Source organism: Tabrizicola sp. TH137 (assembly GCF_002855575.1).
Lineage (GTDB): Bacteria > Pseudomonadota > Alphaproteobacteria > Rhodobacterales > Rhodobacteraceae > Paragemmobacter.
Genome location: NZ_PKRQ01000002.1, coordinates 843,696 through 858,734, shown reverse-complemented (window position 1 = coordinate 858,734; position 15,039 = coordinate 843,696). Strand labels below are relative to the sequence as shown.

General features: G+C 68.5%; 13 protein-coding genes. 3 read left to right on the top strand and 10 right to left on the bottom strand.

Translation table 11 applies throughout. The features are described 5' to 3' along the window. Positions 1-2: 2 nt before the first annotated feature. The 8 genes from C0V75_RS09580 to C0V75_RS09545 all read right to left on the bottom strand — a co-directional run bounded on the left by C0V75_RS09580 (position 3) and on the right by C0V75_RS09545 (position 10,291). Entirely contained in the window at positions 3-860 is an 858-nt protein-coding gene (locus C0V75_RS09580) for a hypothetical protein (protein WP_101920636.1), read from the bottom strand. Further along, positions 861-1,757, bottom strand: a complete 897-nt coding sequence (locus C0V75_RS09575) for a hypothetical protein (protein WP_101920635.1) — start codon at positions 1,755-1,757, stop codon at positions 861-863. Then, positions 1,750-2,886, bottom strand: coding sequence for a DUF563 domain-containing protein (locus tag C0V75_RS09570; RefSeq protein ID WP_158241812.1), 1,137 nt, complete (start codon positions 2,884-2,886; stop codon positions 1,750-1,752). The genes C0V75_RS09575 and C0V75_RS09570 overlap by 8 nt, the downstream gene beginning before the upstream one ends. Next, positions 2,879-5,245, bottom strand: coding sequence for a sulfatase-like hydrolase/transferase (locus tag C0V75_RS09565; RefSeq protein ID WP_101920633.1), 2,367 nt, complete (start codon positions 5,243-5,245; stop codon positions 2,879-2,881). Before C0V75_RS09565 ends, C0V75_RS09570 begins: the two co-directional genes overlap by 8 nt. Next, a complete protein-coding gene (locus C0V75_RS09560; protein ID WP_101920632.1) occupies positions 5,235-5,969 on the bottom strand; it encodes a hypothetical protein in 735 nt (244 codons plus the stop codon). The genes C0V75_RS09565 and C0V75_RS09560 overlap by 11 nt, the downstream gene beginning before the upstream one ends. Continuing rightward, positions 5,966-7,402, bottom strand: a complete 1,437-nt coding sequence (locus C0V75_RS09555) for a hypothetical protein (RefSeq protein WP_101920631.1) — start codon at positions 7,400-7,402, stop codon at positions 5,966-5,968. Before C0V75_RS09555 ends, C0V75_RS09560 begins: the two co-directional genes overlap by 4 nt. A 90-nt stretch (positions 7,403-7,492) precedes the next feature. Next, the gene (locus C0V75_RS09550) at positions 7,493-8,308 is read right to left on the bottom strand and encodes a hypothetical protein (protein WP_101920630.1); all 816 of its coding nucleotides are present in this window, start codon (positions 8,306-8,308) and stop codon (positions 7,493-7,495) included. 102 nt (positions 8,309-8,410) lie between these two features. After that, entirely contained in the window at positions 8,411-10,291 is a 1,881-nt protein-coding gene (locus tag C0V75_RS09545; RefSeq protein ID WP_254216419.1) for a glycosyltransferase family 2 protein, read from the bottom strand. A 171-nt stretch (positions 10,292-10,462) separates the two neighbouring features. Here C0V75_RS09545 and C0V75_RS09540 point away from each other — a divergent pair, with 171 nt between their 5' ends. Both C0V75_RS09540 and C0V75_RS09535 read left to right on the top strand, forming a co-directional pair. Continuing rightward, on the top strand, positions 10,463-12,121 hold the full coding sequence (locus C0V75_RS09540) for a glycosyltransferase family 4 protein (RefSeq protein ID WP_101920629.1): 1,659 nt from the start codon (positions 10,463-10,465) through the stop codon (positions 12,119-12,121). Continuing rightward, complete coding sequence (locus C0V75_RS09535; protein WP_101920628.1) at positions 12,118-12,852, top strand: SDR family oxidoreductase; 735 nt, start codon at positions 12,118-12,120, stop codon at positions 12,850-12,852. The genes C0V75_RS09540 and C0V75_RS09535 overlap by 4 nt, the downstream gene beginning before the upstream one ends. Positions 12,853-12,855: 3 nt before the next feature. Here the strand turns inward: C0V75_RS09535 and C0V75_RS09530 are convergent, their stop codons facing one another. Next, positions 12,856-13,176 carry a helix-turn-helix transcriptional regulator gene (locus C0V75_RS09530; protein ID WP_254216432.1) on the bottom strand — a complete coding sequence of 107 codons (321 nt, stop codon included), beginning with the start codon at positions 13,174-13,176 and terminating at the stop codon, positions 12,856-12,858. Positions 13,177-13,353: 177 nt separating this feature from the next. Then, on the bottom strand, positions 13,354-13,857 hold the full coding sequence (locus C0V75_RS09525; protein ID WP_101920626.1) for a flavin reductase family protein: 504 nt from the start codon (positions 13,855-13,857) through the stop codon (positions 13,354-13,356). A gap of 144 nt (positions 13,858-14,001) precedes the next feature. Here C0V75_RS09525 and C0V75_RS09520 point away from each other — a divergent pair, with 144 nt between their 5' ends. Continuing rightward, positions 14,002-14,955 (top strand): PHP domain-containing protein, encoded by a 954-nt coding sequence (locus C0V75_RS09520; protein ID WP_101920799.1) that lies wholly within the window; start codon positions 14,002-14,004, stop codon positions 14,953-14,955. The last annotated feature ends 84 nt before the right edge of the window (positions 14,956-15,039 follow it).

Genomic DNA, 15,039 nt, shown 5'->3' with positions numbered 1-15,039 from the left:
CGTCAGACCAGGCCGAAGAACCGGTCCGGCACGATGACGGGAAGGCCCTTGTCGGTGGCGCGCGGGTCGGTGCTGGCGCGGGGGCGTCCGGCGGGGGTGCCGTCGGGTTCGACCGGGAACTGGGCATGGGCGAGGGCGAGGGCCTCGGTCCAGGCGAGGGGATCGGCGGCGGTGCCGACGGCATCGAGGCGCATCGTCTGATGTTCCACGAAGGAGGCGTGCTGGGTCAGGCCGCCGCGGGCGGCCAGCCGTTCCTGCGCCAGGTCACGGTCGGCCAGCGCCATGTGGAAAAGGAAGAAATGGCGGCTGAGCCGGACATCGCGGTTGACCAGGCGATGCGCCCCGCCGGCCCAGTTGTTCCAGCGCGAGATGACGAAGGGTTTGGAATAGCGGTCGGCGAGGAAGCCCTGCCGTCTTTGCCCGAGGATCGGAACGGCGCGGTCGAGCGGGGCGGTTTCGGTGGCGGATTGCACCATGTCCACGCCGAGGGCGAAGATATAGCCCTGATCGCCCAATTCTCCGAAGGCATCCGGCCAGGTCAGGCCGCTGTCGGGGTCGATGACCACATATTCATCGACATCGCCGCGGATCACATGGGCATAGCGCTTGCGCAGCGCATTGGCGCGGACCGACATTTCGCGGGCGATCCAGCGGTCGTTGCGGATGCGCTGGCGCGGGGCGCCGGTGACGATTTCGACCGAGATGCCGGAAAGATCGACATCGGGTTCCCAATCGTCGCCGTCGATCACGACATGGAGGTTCTCGCGGCCCACGACGGCGCTGTAATGGGCGATCCATTTGGCGAGGAAGAAGCCTTCGTGGCGGACATGGGTCAGGGCGCAGGCGAAATCCTTGGCCATTCAGGACTCCTCGATCAGGTCGCCGAGGAAACCGGCGGCGGTGAGCATCGCCTCGGCCTCGGGGTGGAGGGCGGGGGGGAGGCAGTCGAGCGCCTGGGCGATGACGGCATCGGCCCCGTCCCAGGCGCGCAGGAAGCCCGAGCGGTGGTAGTGCAGCACCTTCGGGGTGAAGGGATCGGGCAGCTTGCGCCCGTTGGAGATGGAGAAATTCGCCGCCTCGTCGATGAGGCGGTAACGGAGGCCGAAGCGGCGCAGCGCGACGGGAAGGGCGATCTGGTCGAGCCAGGGGCGTTTGTTGGCGACGCCGACCTCGTGGTCGATGCGGCGGGCGGTGTCGAGCCAGAGCTGGCCGAAGGTCATGCCTTCGACCCGGTCGGTTTCGCGCTGGGCGACGAAGCCTGCGTTGAAATAGGGCGGGGAGTGGCGGCGCGCCCCGCGCAGCAGGCGGATGCGTTCTTCGGGCAGGGGGAGGCCGAAATGGGCATAGACCCTTTCCCAGCGACCCTCTTCCTTGCCCCAAGACTGGATGCCTTCGGGAACGACCGAAACCTCGCCGTGACCGGGCATGTCTTCGGGGGCGAGGGGGGCGGTCATCACCATGTCGGTGTCGAGGAAGACCGAGATGGCGGCATCGCGGGGCTGGGCGAGGGCGATGATCTTGTTGCCATGCGGATAGGGGCCGCGCCAGATGCCCCGCGCGGGGGGCAGGGGCAGCAGAAGGCCGCCCGTGGCCGCGAAGATCGCCGCAACCGGGGCGGGGGGCGGTTCTGCGCCGAGCGGGCGGTAGCCGAGGATCATGGCCTTCGGGTGATGCCGTCGGATCGAGGCGGCGAGGAGCAACGACTGCGCCTCCAGCCGGGGGCCTTCGACGACGAAGAGGAAGGCCAGATCAGGCATGGGCGGGGTCTGCCGGGTAGCGGGTCATGGGGTGGCCCGCGCGGGTTTCGAGATCGGCTATGGCGGCGGTGATGTCGGCTTCGGTCAGGGCGGGCCAGTCGGTGCCGGGGGGGAGGAAGCCTGCGGCGGAGAGGGCCGCGGCGACGGCGGGCAGGTCGAGCAGGGCGTGGGTTTCGCGCTTGATCACACGGCGGCCGGCCTGGAACCAGTAGTCGCGGACGGCGTCGATCCGGGCCGGGTCGATGCCGGCGAAATGGCGGAACTGGCGGAGGTAATCGTCGATGTTCTGCGAGGGGCCGCGATTGAGGATGGCGACCTGCGCCTCGGGGTGCAGCACCATGGCGGCAAGGTGGAGGGCGGAGCCGTCGAGCGCCACGATGCGGCGGGCGGCGCGGTAGCGGGCAAGCTGCACAGTCAGCGGATGTTCCTGCGGGTGGAAGATGGTGTAACCCGCCTGTTCCATAAGCGCCTCGATCCGCGTTTCGAGCAGGACGGAGCCACGTTTCGAAGGCAGCCGCGCGCGGGAGATGTAGATGTGGTCCGGCCCCTCTGGCGGGGCGGCGCGGGAGAGGCGGTCGCGCATGAAGGCGCGGTATTGGGGGCGGCCTGCGGCCATGTCGCCGATGCCGAAACCCTGTTCGGGGATGACCATTTCCTCGACCAGGACGGGTGTCTGGGGGGCGCGGATATGATGGTCGGCCAGACCCAGCGCCTGGAACAGGGCGAGGTGATCGCGGATCATGCGGTTTTCATGGGTGAAGCGCAGCTTGGGGTGGAAGAGGATGCCGGTGATGCCGGGGGCGTGGTCCAGCGCCCAGAGGCGGGCGGTGGATTCGCAGAGGAGATGGCCGAAATGGCCGTAGAAGAGCCCGCCGAACAGCCAGCGGCCGGGCAGCAGTTCGGGCGTGGCGGCGGGATCGCGGTCGGGCAAGGTCGTGATCGGTTCGCCCCACCAGCGCCAGCACTCTGCCTCGGGGATGGGCTGGCCTGCGGCGTCGAAGAGGGCGGCGGCGCGGCGGGCCCCGGGGGGATCGGTCAGACCCCAGGGGACCAGCGTGACCTTCGGCAGGAGGCGCAGGGTCATCGGACGGTCGGGGGCGAAGGGGGGCAGGGCGGATGTGTCAGCCATCGCCATCCTCGTCTTCGGGCGGGGGGAAGCTGTCGGGCAGCGGCGCAGTCGCGTGGAGGAAGCGGTCGGCATGGCCGATCCGGGCGCGGATGCGGTCCGGGTCTGTCCGGCCATGGAGGACCACGGTGGAGAGGCCTGCGGTGACGGTGACGGCATCGCCTTCGGCGGCGAGGAGCGGTGCCTCGGGCCAGCCGGCGAGGATCAGGTGGTCATCGTCGGAGAAACCCGTGATCTCGGTCACCCCGCCCCAGGCGACGGTATAGGTGACGCCGCCGCCCGCGCCGGTGATGCGGTTCTCGCCGGGGCCTGCGAAGATGCGGTCATTGCCGGGGCCGGAAGTGACCTCGTTCCGGCCGGGACCGGTGTGGATTTCCACGCTGCGGTCGCCCGCGCGGAGCGTGTCATTGCCGGGGCCGCCATAGAGTTTGGCGAAACCGTCGCCGGCCTCGATCACATCATCGCCGGGGCCGCCGTCGAGCGTGTCGCGCCCGTTGCCGCCGATCAGCGTGTCATTGCCTGCCCCGCCATAGAAGGCGTGGCGGTCGTTGCGGCGCATCGATTGGGCGACGAGGCGGTCATCGCCTGCGCCGCCTTCGAAGATCGCGCCGGCATAGACGGGGCCGAGCATGACGTCGCCCTGATCCGATCCGCGGACATGGACGGAGACGCGTTCGGATGCCTCGAAGTCAAGGGCGCTTTCGGGATGGGCGACGATGCGGAGAACCTTGCCGATCTTGCCATCCGCTTCGTTCCTTGCGGTGACCGTGCCGATGCGGACGCAGTCGATATTGGCGGGCACGCGCAGGACATGGCCATCGGGACCGGCGAGATACCAGAGCGTGTCATGCCCGCCATCGGGGCGTTCGACGATCCGGTCCGCTGACGCGCCATAGGCCCAGTAATGGTTGTCGGCGGCGCCACCTTCCAGAACAACGGTGCCGTCCATCGCCATCATCGCGTGCAGGCCGGAACCGGGGGTTTCCATCCCGCGCAGGTCAAGGCCCAGATCGGCGGCGGCCTTGACGAGTTCCTGCCGCAGGTCGGGGGTATGGGGGCCGTCCGCGAGGTTTGTCGTCTCACCCGGATCGGCGATGACGTCATAGACATGTTCTTCGCCATTCGGGTAGCGGAAGTAGCGCAGGTGATCGAGGCCCTCGACCGAGGGGCGCACGGAAAGGGTGCCGAAGACGGCGGTGAGCGGGGATTTCGTGCGGTCATAGGTCCCGAAGGAGGGGTCGATCAGGGGCAGAAGGCTTTGCCCCGAGACCCAGTCTTCGCGCGGGGGGAGCCCGGCGATGTCGAGCAGCGTCTTGGGCAGGTTGTGGAGCGAGACGGGCAGCGCGACCTCGGTCCCGCCGGGCATGGCGGCATGCCAGAGGCCAAGGGGGACATGGGCGGCGCTATCCCACTGGCTCATCTTGTGGAAGCTGTCATGGGTGCCGAGGTTGAAGCCGTTGTCGGAGAGCAGGACAACGGTGGTGTTGCCGCCGAGGGGGGAGGCGCGCAGGGCATCCATGAAACGCCCGATCTCGTGATCGACATGGGAACAGGCGGCGAAATAGGCGCGCACCACCTGCCGCCAGGCGTGATCGCCCGCCTTTTCAGGCGTCCATTGGCCATTGACGATATAGGCCAGTTCATAGACGGCCATGCCCGGCTGCGGCCCGGTGAAATCATCGGGATGGGCGCTGTCGGGCCAGGTGATCTGCGCGGGATCGTAAAGCTGATAGAAGCGGTCGGGGCAGGTGAGGTTGTAATGCGGATGCTTGAAGCCGAGCTGGATCAGGTGGCGGCGGGCGGGATCGGCGCGACCGAGATAGTCGATGGCATTCTGGGCGACGGCATGGTCGTAGAAGGTGTGATCCATTGACCCGTCATCATCGGGATGGTTCACGCCCGCGATGCCCGGCCCCTTGTCGAGATAGGGGTGGACGCCGCGACGGCGGCCGCGGTCGGCGGCCTCGGCATCTTCGTGGAAGAGGATGCGGCGATAGGCTTCCGGCATCGGCCTGTAATTGGCGTCGGTCTTGCCGGTGGTAAAGGTGCGGAAGCCTGCGCGGCGCAGGTCATAGACCCATGAGGCGGTGGCGGGAAGGACGTCGCGCCAGAAGCGGTTGAGGTCCACCAGGCCGGTGCGGAAGGGCGAGAGGCCGGTGGAGATTTCGGCCCGGCAGGGGGCGCAGAGCGGAATGGTGGCATAGGCATTGGCAAAGCGGGTGCCTTCGGCCATCAGCCGGTCGATGTTCGGGGTCCGGATGGTGACGCCGAAAGCGTTGCGCCAGGTGAAGATGTCGATCATGTCGTCGATCCAGATCAGGCAGAGATTGCCATCGCGGATCGTTTCCCGGTCAAAGCCCATGCTGCCCCCTTTCGGCGCGGAGCGCGCAGGCGGCGGCGAGGTCCGGGGCCGGATCGCCGGGCCAGAGCAGCACATCGGCGAGGTGGAAGCTGCCCAGCTTGTTCTTCAGGCCGGGGCGGGCGGTGCGGCAGCCGATGAAGAGGTCGGCGGGACCGGAGAGGGCGAGCGGGGCGCTGCTGGCCGCCGTGCCATTGACGAAGAGCGTGACGCGGCCTGCCGCGAGGGAGAGGCCCGCGAGGATGGCACCTTCGGGCGCAGGGGCGGTCAGCGAGAGGTCGGCATCCTTGCGCCCGATGCGGAGTTGGCCGTCCTCATGGGCGAGGAAGAGATAGCCGCTGCCGTCCTGCGGTTGCAGCGACAGGATTGTGCCGGCGGATGCGGCGGGGGCGGGGCGGAAGATCGCGCCAAGGCTGGCGGTGGCGGCATCGGGCAGGGCATCGGCGAGGCAGAGGCCGGAATTTTCGCCGGCGCGGAAGATGAGTGCGCCGCTGGCGCTTCGTGCGGTGCCGCTGTCATTGGCGGGGACGGAGGCGGCCGCCTGACCGTTGGAGGCGGGCCAGAGATGGAGCGGGGTAGTTTCCGGGGCGTGATTGCAGGACAGCCAGACGGGGGCTGGGGCGGCGGGTGGGGTGCTTGGGCGCAGGGTCGGCTGCGTGGGGAGGGTGTCGCCACGGACAAGCGCGCCATCCGGCAGGCGGCCGGGAAAGAGGAGGGGGCCGGTCATGCCGCCCCCCAGATGCGCAAGAGGGACGGCAAGGCCCAGCGGTGCAGGGGCGGGCCGCCCTCGGGGCCGGGGGCCTGCCAGTCGTCCCGCACGCCGCCGCGATTGGGCGGCAACCCGGCGCGGCCCGGTGCCGGGTCGGCGCCATGGGCGTAGTGGAGCAGCCCGCCAGTGGCAGGGCGGTCGGTCGTCAGGATCAGGGCGCGGGGATCGTCGGGGGCAAGGGTTACGGCCGTGATGCGCGCCTCGGTCTGCGAGAGGCGGAAGCCGCAGGCGGGGCCTGCGTCCAGCGCATCGGAGAGGGTGAGTGGCCCCATGGATTGCGCGGTGACGCGGATCTGGCGCTCTGTCGCCTCGGCCAGCAGGAAGGTGGGGCAGAACCAGTCGCGGCGGGCCAGCGCCTCGGTCAGGGCGAAGGCGTCCATGCGGGCCATGCGGGCGCGGGCGGTATCTGTGGGGCGGCCGAAGGCGGTTTGTTCGAACATGTAGCCGGGGGCGGCGATGGTCAGCCGATGGGGGCCGGGCTGCCAGGACAGTTCCGCATGGGCGGCGATGGCGGGGTGGGTGGTGTCGCGGGCGGTGCCGGACTCGGCGGTGAGGAGGAAGACCGGGCGTTCGATGTCGCGGCGGATCAGTTCCGCCTCCAGCCGGGCCATGAGGCGGCGGAGGCCGCGGGCGAGAGCGGGGGCGTCGCTGGCGCGATCCTCCAGCCCGAAATCCAGCGCGATGGCGGGGATGCGCAGGCGGGTGCCGAGGCTGCGTGCGGCGGCGATGCCGCTGTCGATGGCCGTCAGCAGATTGGCGAAGGCGAGGCCGGAGGGAAGCGCGTCGATGCTGGCGCTGGCATCGGTTTCGGCGCGGCAGAGGAAAAGGGGCAGGGCGCGGGCCTCGGCAAGGCGGTCGGAGAGCAACGCCTCGGCAATCAGGGACTCGCGGGTGGACCAGGGGAGGTGCTGGAGGCGGGCGGTGGCTTCGGCGCGGGCGGTGCCTTCAAGGCCGACGGCCCCGATATCGTCGCCGGGGGCGAGGATGTGATGGGGGAAGGCCGGGCGGCGCGGAGAGAAGCCCGCGCGGCGCTGGCCGCCAAGGGCGAGGAGCGCCAGGAGCGGCCCCGGTGCGGCGGCGAGGATGTCGCCGCCCGCATGGGCGCGGCGATAGGCGCGGGTGCCGAGGGCGGGGTCGAGACGGGCGTCGAACAGGAGCCAGCCGTCCTGATCGCGCAGGTTCCAGGCGTCGATATCGCCGAGAGCGCGCGCCTCGGCCCGCGGGGTGGGGAGGGGCAGGCGCTGGCGCAGGTCGGCAAGGACGCTGTCAGAGAGGCGGAGGGTCAGGCCGGTCTCATCCCAGGTCACGACATCGCCATTCTCGGCCCGGATCAGCACCCCTTCGGAAGGGGCGGGCGGGACGGGCGGCGGTCCGTTGGGCGGCGGTTTCATCGCAAGGCCAGTGCCGCAGCATCCGCATCGGGCGGCGGGAGGGCCGTCGCGGAGGGGCAGGGGGCGGCGAGGTGGGCCGGGGGCATGGTCCTATTCCTCGAGCGCCTTTGCGGGATCGACCCCTTCGATCGCGCACATGCGCGCGGCATAGGAATTGGGCAGGGGCGGGTTGCGGCGCCACCAGGGTTTGGTGCCGTTGGTGTAGAGATGGACGGAGAGGGTGTTGTCGGTGAAATGTCCCTCGACCCGCCCATAGGGATCGTAGAACACGTCGTTGAGCTGGAACGGCACGGGATAGAGGTAATCGGGCGTCAGCGCCTTGTCATAATCGCCGGTCTGCTGGGCGAACCAGGTGAAGGCCTGCGGGCCGAAGGCGGTGCGTTCGGCATTGTAGATGCGGACGGCCTGCGGCAGGGAGCTGGGCTGCTTTTCCAGCTTTTTCCGCTGCTGCTTGTTGAACCAGGCGGGCGCGTCGGGCAGGTTTTCGTAATAGTCGAGCAGGCGGTCGATCAATTCGCCCTTCGGCGGGATATAGACCACGCCGCAATTCAGCGCGCCGCGGAAGCCATGGCCTGCGAAGATGTTCTGCATCTCGTCGGGGAAGGGCTTGTGGCAATAGGCGTCGCAGTCGATCCAGATCGCGTCGATCGCCTTGATCATCTTGTAGCGGAAGACGTTGGACAGGAAGGATTCCGACGTCTGGGCCACGATATCCATGTCGATCTTCATGATGTCGGTGGCCTTGCGGACCTCGACCCCTGCGGGGACGTTCGACACCTCATGCGTGCAATAGAGGATCGTCGGATGCCCGTTGCGGACATGCGACAGAAGGCAAAGCTGGTTGAGGTAATGCAAACGTTCGCCGATCCAGAGGGATGCCACGGGACGACGCTGGGATACTGACATGATGCCTCACTCTGCCCGGTGCGGGCTTCTTCTGGTTGGGTGCAGGATGCCCGAAAGCGCGGGGCGCTGTCCATATCTTCGGGCGGTCGGGCGTGCTTGGCGTCAGGGTGTGGAGTCGGGGACACGCCCATAGCCGCGTGTCAGCACGGGATCGAAGCCGTATTGCGGGCCGTGCCAGCCTTGGGCGGCGAGGGCCGTTTCGACGGCGGGCAGGTCGGTATGGAAGGCCTCGATCCAGCGGCCGGCGAGGAAAAGCTGATCGGGCAGGGGGGAGAGGGCGGGCAGGGCGGCGATCAGGGCGGCGGGGGGCAGCGTCGCCTCGGCGATCATGAGGGAGGTGGGGCGGTGCTCTGCCACGAGCGCGAGGAGCCGGGCGGCGGGGTCGGCCCCGAGGTCCTGGTCGAGCAGGCGGAAGCGGGCATCGAAGGCGCGGCCGTTGCGGGCGCAGAGCCGGGCGATGACGGGATGCAGCCCGGGATCGCCTTCCGCCATGAGGATCGTCAGGTCGGGGCGGGTGCGGGCGAGATGGGCGGAGAGGAAGCCGCAGCCCGCGCCGAGGGTCAGGAACCGGCCATCGCGCGGCAGCAGATGCGGCATGCGGCGGGCGAGGCCGCGTTCAAACTTGCCCGCCTCGATGATCAGGAGGGTGGGTGGGGTGAAGACGCGCGGGTCCATCGGCACGTCAACCGTGTGATTGGCCTTCCAGTCGAGCGGGATGTCGAGCGAGGCGTCGATGGGGCCTGCGACATAGCTGCCCATGGGCGTAACGGGGGGCTTTGGTTCGGCGGGCGCGGCCTTGCGATCCTCTTTCGCCTTGGCATTGCGGCGCTTTTCCACATCGGACATCAGCGCGGCGATCTTTTCCTTGTCGCGCGGCTGCGGCGGCTTGGCGGTGATCTGGGTGATCGGGATGGCAGAGGCCTTGGCGAGGTCGGCGACAAGCTGGTGGTAGGCCTCGGTTTCCTTGAGTTCGGCCAGCCGCGCCTCGGCCCGCGCAAGGGCGGCATGGTGGAGGCGGTGCAGAACCGGGTCTTCCAGCAATTGCGCCATCAGCGCGTTGCGGCGGTCGCTGTAGCGCAGCATGGTGTCGTCGCGCACTTCGTTGCGGTCCTGAAGCGCCCAGTAGTCGGAATTGTACTTGTCTTTCTTGTTGTTGACGTTGCCGCGCATCTTGCGGATGGCGTAGCTGTCCACCGATTTCACGGCATAGTGGTTCAGTTGCACCCAGTCATAGCCGACGGTGCGGGTGATGGAGCGCCAGCCGCGGAACTTGAAGTAATCCTCCATCTCGCGGCCCGAACCGTTGAGCCATTTGACCGTGTCGGGGAAGCCCGTCTGGATATGGCGGTTCTTCATCTTGGGGCGGTGGATGCCGAGTTTCCAGTAATCGGGATCGAAGGTGAAGAGCGTCTTGACCCCCCAGCCCTTGTTCCACATCGGCGGGGCGGCGTAGAGGTATTGTTCCGTCACCGGGGCGCGGGACCAGTCCACCACCCCGCCCGAGCCGAAGATGCGCCAGGTGACGACGATGCCATTGGCATCCTGCGCCTTGGCGGCGGCAATGAGGCCGTCCAGCGTGCCGTCGCCGTGGCGGATCGAGAGGAATTCGTCGGCGTCGAAGACCATGACCCAGTCGGATTTGCAGACCACCGGTTCTTCCTGCGCGTAGTTGAGCGCGCTGGGCTGCGGGCGCAGGCCTTCGGGGATGACATTGCGGCGGTGATGGGCGAGGCCCAGTTCCTCCAGCCGGATGAGCATGTCGTCGGTGCCGTCGGAACAGTCGTTGGTATAGACCACGAGATCGGTGAAGCCCAGGGCGAGGTGATGGGCCACCCATTCGATGACGAAGGGGCCTTCATCCTTCATCATCGAGACGGCGGTGACCTGGCCATGCGGGCTGTTGTGGCGTTTCAGCGGGAAGGGCGCGGTTCCCCAGAGGTCGGATGCCCCGCGCGGCCGCTTTGCCTTGCGTTCCGCCTTCATTGCCGACCCTTACCCAGATTGCACCGCCCTTGCGCCCCGTGATGCCCTGTTGCCGCAGGTTGCGTCAAGCGTCCTTGGCCGGGCGGCGGCGGCTGGACCGGGGCGCGGTGGCCCCGTAGCATCGGGCCGGTTGGTGCGAGTGGAGGCGGGCATGATAGGGGCTACGGCAGGATGACCGGGCGGGTGGAGCGCAATGCGGCGATCTGGTATGCGCCGGATGGCTTTGACCCGGGCAAGGGCGTGAACGGGCGGCGGATGGCGGGGGACAGTTTCCTGAGGGGATGGTTCCGCCATGCGGATGTGGGGGAATGGGTCGGGCTGACCCACGGCCCAATGGATGAGCGCGGGTTCCGGGCGCTGGCCGAAGAGTTGCGGCCCGGCGCGGCTGTGCGGGTGGAGCGGCTGGAGAATGCCCGCGCCATGGCGCCGGTCGGCACGATGTTCTTTTCCGGCCCCAATTTCGCGACCGAGACCTGGCGGCGCGGTCTCTGGGGGGCGACGGCCTATGCGATCTGCGGGATCACGCATACGATTTCCACCAAGGCGGTGATGGAAGGGGCCTGGCATCTGCGCGCAAGTCCGCAGGCGGAATGGGATGCGGTCATCTGCACCTCGCGCGCGGTGAAGGCGGCGCTGGAGACGCAGATGGAGATGATCGACGAATTTCTGGCCGCGCGCTTTGGCGGGGTCGTTCCGCCACGACCGCAGATGCCGGTCATCCCTTTGGGGATCGACTGCGACGCCTTTGCCCCCGATCCGGCGGCGGGGGCGGCGCTGCGGGCGGAACTGGGGATCGCGGCGGAGGACAGCGTGGCGCTGGTCGTGGCACGGCTGAGCCCGCATGAGAAGTTCGATCCGCTGCCCGTTTATCTTGCCTTGCAGCGGGCGCAGGCGGGGACTGGGCGGCGGCTGCACCTGATCCTTTACGGCGATTTCGCCGATAGCTACGGGCGGCGCATCTTTCTGGAACCGGCTGCGGAACTGATGCCCGATGTGGGCCTGCATCACCTGCCGCATCAGGGGGCGGGGCGGCGGCTGGCGGCGCTGTCGGCGGCGGAGATGTTCCTGTTTCCCATCGACAATCTTCAGGAGAGTTTCGGCATTGCGCCGGTGGAGGCGATGGCGGCGGGGCTGCCGGTGGTGGCCTCGGACTGGGATGGCATCCGCGATACGGTGGATGGGGGGGCGGGTCTGCGCGTTCCCGTCACGGGCGCGCGGGTGGAGCATGTGACGGCGACGGGGCTGCGCTATCATGGCGGGACGGACAGCTATATCCAGTATCTGAGCCAGCTTTCGGCGGTGACGGCGATCGACGTGGCGAAGCTGGCCGAAGCGGTGCGGGCCTTGATGACCGGGCCGGACCTGCGCGCGCGGATGGGCGCGGCGGGGCGGGCGCGGGCGCGCAGCCTGTTCGACTGGGGGGTGGTGGTGCCGCAGATGCAGGCGCTTTTCGCGGAACTGGATGCGATCCGGCGGCGGGCCGATCCCGCCCGGCATCCGCCGATCAACCCGGCGCATCTGCCGGTGGCGCCTTCGCCTGCGGTCTATTTCGGCGGCTTTCCCACACGGGCCTTGCCGCGGCAGGGGGGCTATCGCTGGATCGGGGGGGCGGTGCCTGTGGCGCGGCTCTGGGCCTTGCGCGACTATGCCACGACGCGGCGCGTCTTCGAGACGATGCAGGATGTCGAGGCGGTGGCGGATGCGCTGGCGGCGCGGGGGCGGGCTGCGGCGGGCGAGATCGCCGGGGCAACCGGGCAAAGCGTGGCGCGGGTGGAGCGCTGCCTGCTATGGCTGATGAAATTCGGATATGTCGAGGAGGGTGGAGAATGACGGGCAGGATCGTGATCACCGGGGCGGGCAGCGGCATCGGGCGCGCCACGGCGCGGGCCTTCCTCGCGGCGGGCTGGCAGGTTGCCCTAATCGGGCGGCGGCGGGACGCGCTGGAGGAGACGGCGGAGGGTCATCCGGCGCTGATCCTGCCTGCGGATGTGGGCGAACCGGGCGAGGTGGAGGCGGCCTTTGCCGCGCTGGAACGCGACTGGGGGCGGCTGGATGTGCTGTTCAACAATGCCGGGATTTCGGTCAAGGCCGCGCCGATCGACGAGATTCCGGTGGAAGACTGGCTGCGGCTGGAGCGGGTGAACATCACCGGCATGTTTCTTTGCGCCCGTGCGGCCTTTGGCTTGATGCGGCGGCAGAGCCCACAGGGCGGGCGGATCATCAATAACGGGTCGATCTCGGCCCATGCGCCGCGGCCGGGCTCTGCGCCCTATACCACGTCGAAACATGCGGTGACGGGGCTTACCAAGACGCTCGCGCTGGACGGGCGGCGGTTCGATATCGCCTGCGGTCAGATCGACATCGGCAATGCCTTGACGGATATGGCGGCGGCCTTCACCAAAGGCGTTCCGCAAGCCGATGGAACGGTGCGGGTGGAACCGGTGATGGATGTGGCCCATGTGGCCGATGCGGTGCTGCACATGGCAGGGCTGCCGCTTTCGGCCAATATCCCCTTCCTGACGATCATGGCGCGCGACATGCCTTTCGTCGGGCGAGGGTGACGGTCAGGCCTCGCGGCAGAACATGTCATAGACCAGCGCGATGGTGCGGCTGACCTTCGGGTCCTGGATCGAATAGTAGATCGCCTTGCCTTCGCGGCGGCAGGCGACCAGCCCTTCGAGCCGGAGCCGCGCGAGTTGCTGGCTGACGGCGGCCTGACGCTGTTCCAGCAGGCGTTCCAGTTCGGTCACCGATTTCTCGCCCGATGAGAGATGGCAGAGGATCATCAGCCGCCCCTCATGCGACAGGGCCTTGAGAAAGGCCGCCGCCGAGGTGGCGCGTTCGGTCATCTCGTCCACGGCGAGATCGCCGCAGCCGTCGCGCATCTCGTCGGTTTCAAGTTCGCTCAAAGGCACCTGCAACTGCATGTCCTGCTCAATCCCCTGTCGAATGTCAGTATCACAGGCCGTCGCGTCTGGCGATATGGTCCGCCTTGCCACGATACCGCGCATTTCTGCCGTCTTGCGGCAAAGATGGGAGCGGATTGCAGGATTTAAAGTGGATCAGGGGGCAAAATCGCCAAAATGCCCCTGCGAGAAGAGAAGCGGCGCGCCGGGACGGAAGGCGGCCCGCAGCACGGCGCCCACGAGGATGAGGTGATCCCCCCCGTCATGCACCGCGTGCCGGGCGCAATCGAAGCGGGCGAGCGTGCCGCGCAGGCGCGGCAGACCGTCCGGGCTGTCGGTCCAGTCGAGACCGTCGAAGCCCCCGCCATTGCGGGTGAAGCGGGCGGCGAGGTCGCGTTCCTCGCGCCCGAGGATATGGATGGCGAAGGTGGCCGCCTCGGCAAAGGCGGCGGCGCGCGACGAGGCACGGTCCACCGACCAGAGCACCAGCGCGGGATCGAGCGAGACGGAGGCGAAGCTGTTGACCGTGATGCCGAGCGGGCCTTCGGGGCCAAGGCAGGTGACGACCGTGACGCCGGTGGCAAAGCGCCCCAGCGCATCGCGCAGGGCGCGGCGGGTATCGGGGCCGGGGGTGAATTCCAGCGGGGATTGGTCGGTCATGGGGCGGGGGGCCTCTTCTTGCGGGAGGTCATCAGATAAGGGTTTTCGCGGCTGCGGCAATGGGGGGCGTCGCGCCCGGAAGGGGGATGCACCTGTCACAGAGCGGCGCTAGGGTGGCGGGCGACTCAGTGACGGAGGATCATGATGCAGCGACCGCTTTCCGCCTTCACCGCCCCCGGGCGTTTCTGGCGCGGCAACCTGCACACCCATTCCACCCGGTCGGACGGGGTGCTGTCGCCCGAAGAGGTCTGCCGCCGCTACCGCGCGGAGGGCTATGATTTCCTTGCGCTGACGGATCATTTCGTGGGGATGTGGGGCTATCCGATCGTGGATACGGTGCCGTTCCGGGCGGAGGGGTTCACCACCATCCTCGGGGCGGAACTGCATTCCGGGGCGATGGCGAATGGCGAGCTGTGGCATATCCTTGCCGTCGGCCTGCCGCCGGATTTCGCGCCCTCGAACAGCCCTGATTTCGTGCCGCGCGCCGATCAGGAAACGGCGGCCGAGATCGCGGCGCGGGCGGTGGCGGCGGGGGCCTTCGTGGCGATTGCCCATCCGCAATGGTCGGGGCTGACGCTGGCGGATGCGCGGGCGGTGACGGCGGCCCATGCGGTGGAGGTCTATAACCACGGCTGCGCCACCGGCTGCGACCGGGCGGACGGTTTCGCCATCGCGGACCTGCTGCTGACCGAAGGGCGCAAGCTGACCATGATCGCCACGGATGACGCGCATTTCTCCGAGCCCGACCATTTCGGCGGCTGGGTCATGGTGAAGTCGCAGGCGAATGAACCCGAGGCGTTGCTGGCGGCGCTGAAGCGGGGGGATTTCTATTCCTCGCAGGGGCCGGAGCTGCGCGATGTGCGGATCGAAGGGGATCGGCTGGTGGTGGAAAGCTCTGCCGTGTCTTCCGTCATCGTGCAGGGATGGGGGACCGGGGCGAAGGGCGTGCATGGGCATTCCATGACCCGGACGGAGGTGCCCCTGGCGCGGCTTCTGAACAGCCCCTGGCTGCGCGTGACGGTGATTGATGCGGCGGGAAAACGCGCCTGGTCGAACCCGTTCTGGCGCGAGGTTGAAGGGGGGAACCCGCGCGTCTAACCTGCGCAACCCCTTCACTTTCTGTCTGAAAATATCCTGCGGGGGGTGAATTCGCCGCAGGCGAAGAGGGGGGCGCAAAGCCCC

Excerpts from the sequence above, each read along its gene's own strand:
- C0V75_RS09555 (WP_101920631.1), bottom strand. The coding sequence starts at position 7,402 with ATGAAACCGCCGCCCAACGGACCGCCGCCCGTCCCGCCCGCCCCTTCC.
- C0V75_RS09565 (WP_101920633.1), bottom strand. The coding sequence starts at position 5,245 with ATGGGCTTTGACCGGGAAACGATCCGCGATGGCAATCTCTGCCTGATC.
- C0V75_RS09575 (WP_101920635.1), bottom strand. The coding sequence starts at position 1,757 with ATGCCTGATCTGGCCTTCCTCTTCGTCGTCGAAGGCCCCCGGCTGGAG.
- C0V75_RS09535 (WP_101920628.1), top strand. The coding sequence starts at position 12,118 with ATGACGGGCAGGATCGTGATCACCGGGGCGGGCAGCGGCATCGGGCGC.
- C0V75_RS09520 (WP_101920799.1), top strand. The coding sequence starts at position 14,002 with ATGCAGCGACCGCTTTCCGCCTTCACCGCCCCCGGGCGTTTCTGGCGC.
- C0V75_RS09540 (WP_101920629.1), top strand. The coding sequence starts at position 10,463 with ATGACCGGGCGGGTGGAGCGCAATGCGGCGATCTGGTATGCGCCGGAT.
- C0V75_RS09525 (WP_101920626.1), bottom strand. The coding sequence starts at position 13,857 with ATGACCGACCAATCCCCGCTGGAATTCACCCCCGGCCCCGATACCCGC.
- C0V75_RS09545 (WP_254216419.1), bottom strand. The coding sequence starts at position 10,291 with ATGAAGGCGGAACGCAAGGCAAAGCGGCCGCGCGGGGCATCCGACCTC.
- C0V75_RS09530 (WP_254216432.1), bottom strand. The coding sequence starts at position 13,176 with ATGCGCGACGGCTGCGGCGATCTCGCCGTGGACGAGATGACCGAACGC.
- C0V75_RS09570 (WP_158241812.1), bottom strand. The coding sequence starts at position 2,886 with ATGGCTGACACATCCGCCCTGCCCCCCTTCGCCCCCGACCGTCCGATG.
- C0V75_RS09580 (WP_101920636.1), bottom strand. The coding sequence starts at position 860 with ATGGCCAAGGATTTCGCCTGCGCCCTGACCCATGTCCGCCACGAAGGC.
- C0V75_RS09550 (WP_101920630.1), bottom strand. The coding sequence starts at position 8,308 with ATGTCAGTATCCCAGCGTCGTCCCGTGGCATCCCTCTGGATCGGCGAA.
- C0V75_RS09560 (WP_101920632.1), bottom strand. The coding sequence starts at position 5,969 with ATGACCGGCCCCCTCCTCTTTCCCGGCCGCCTGCCGGATGGCGCGCTT.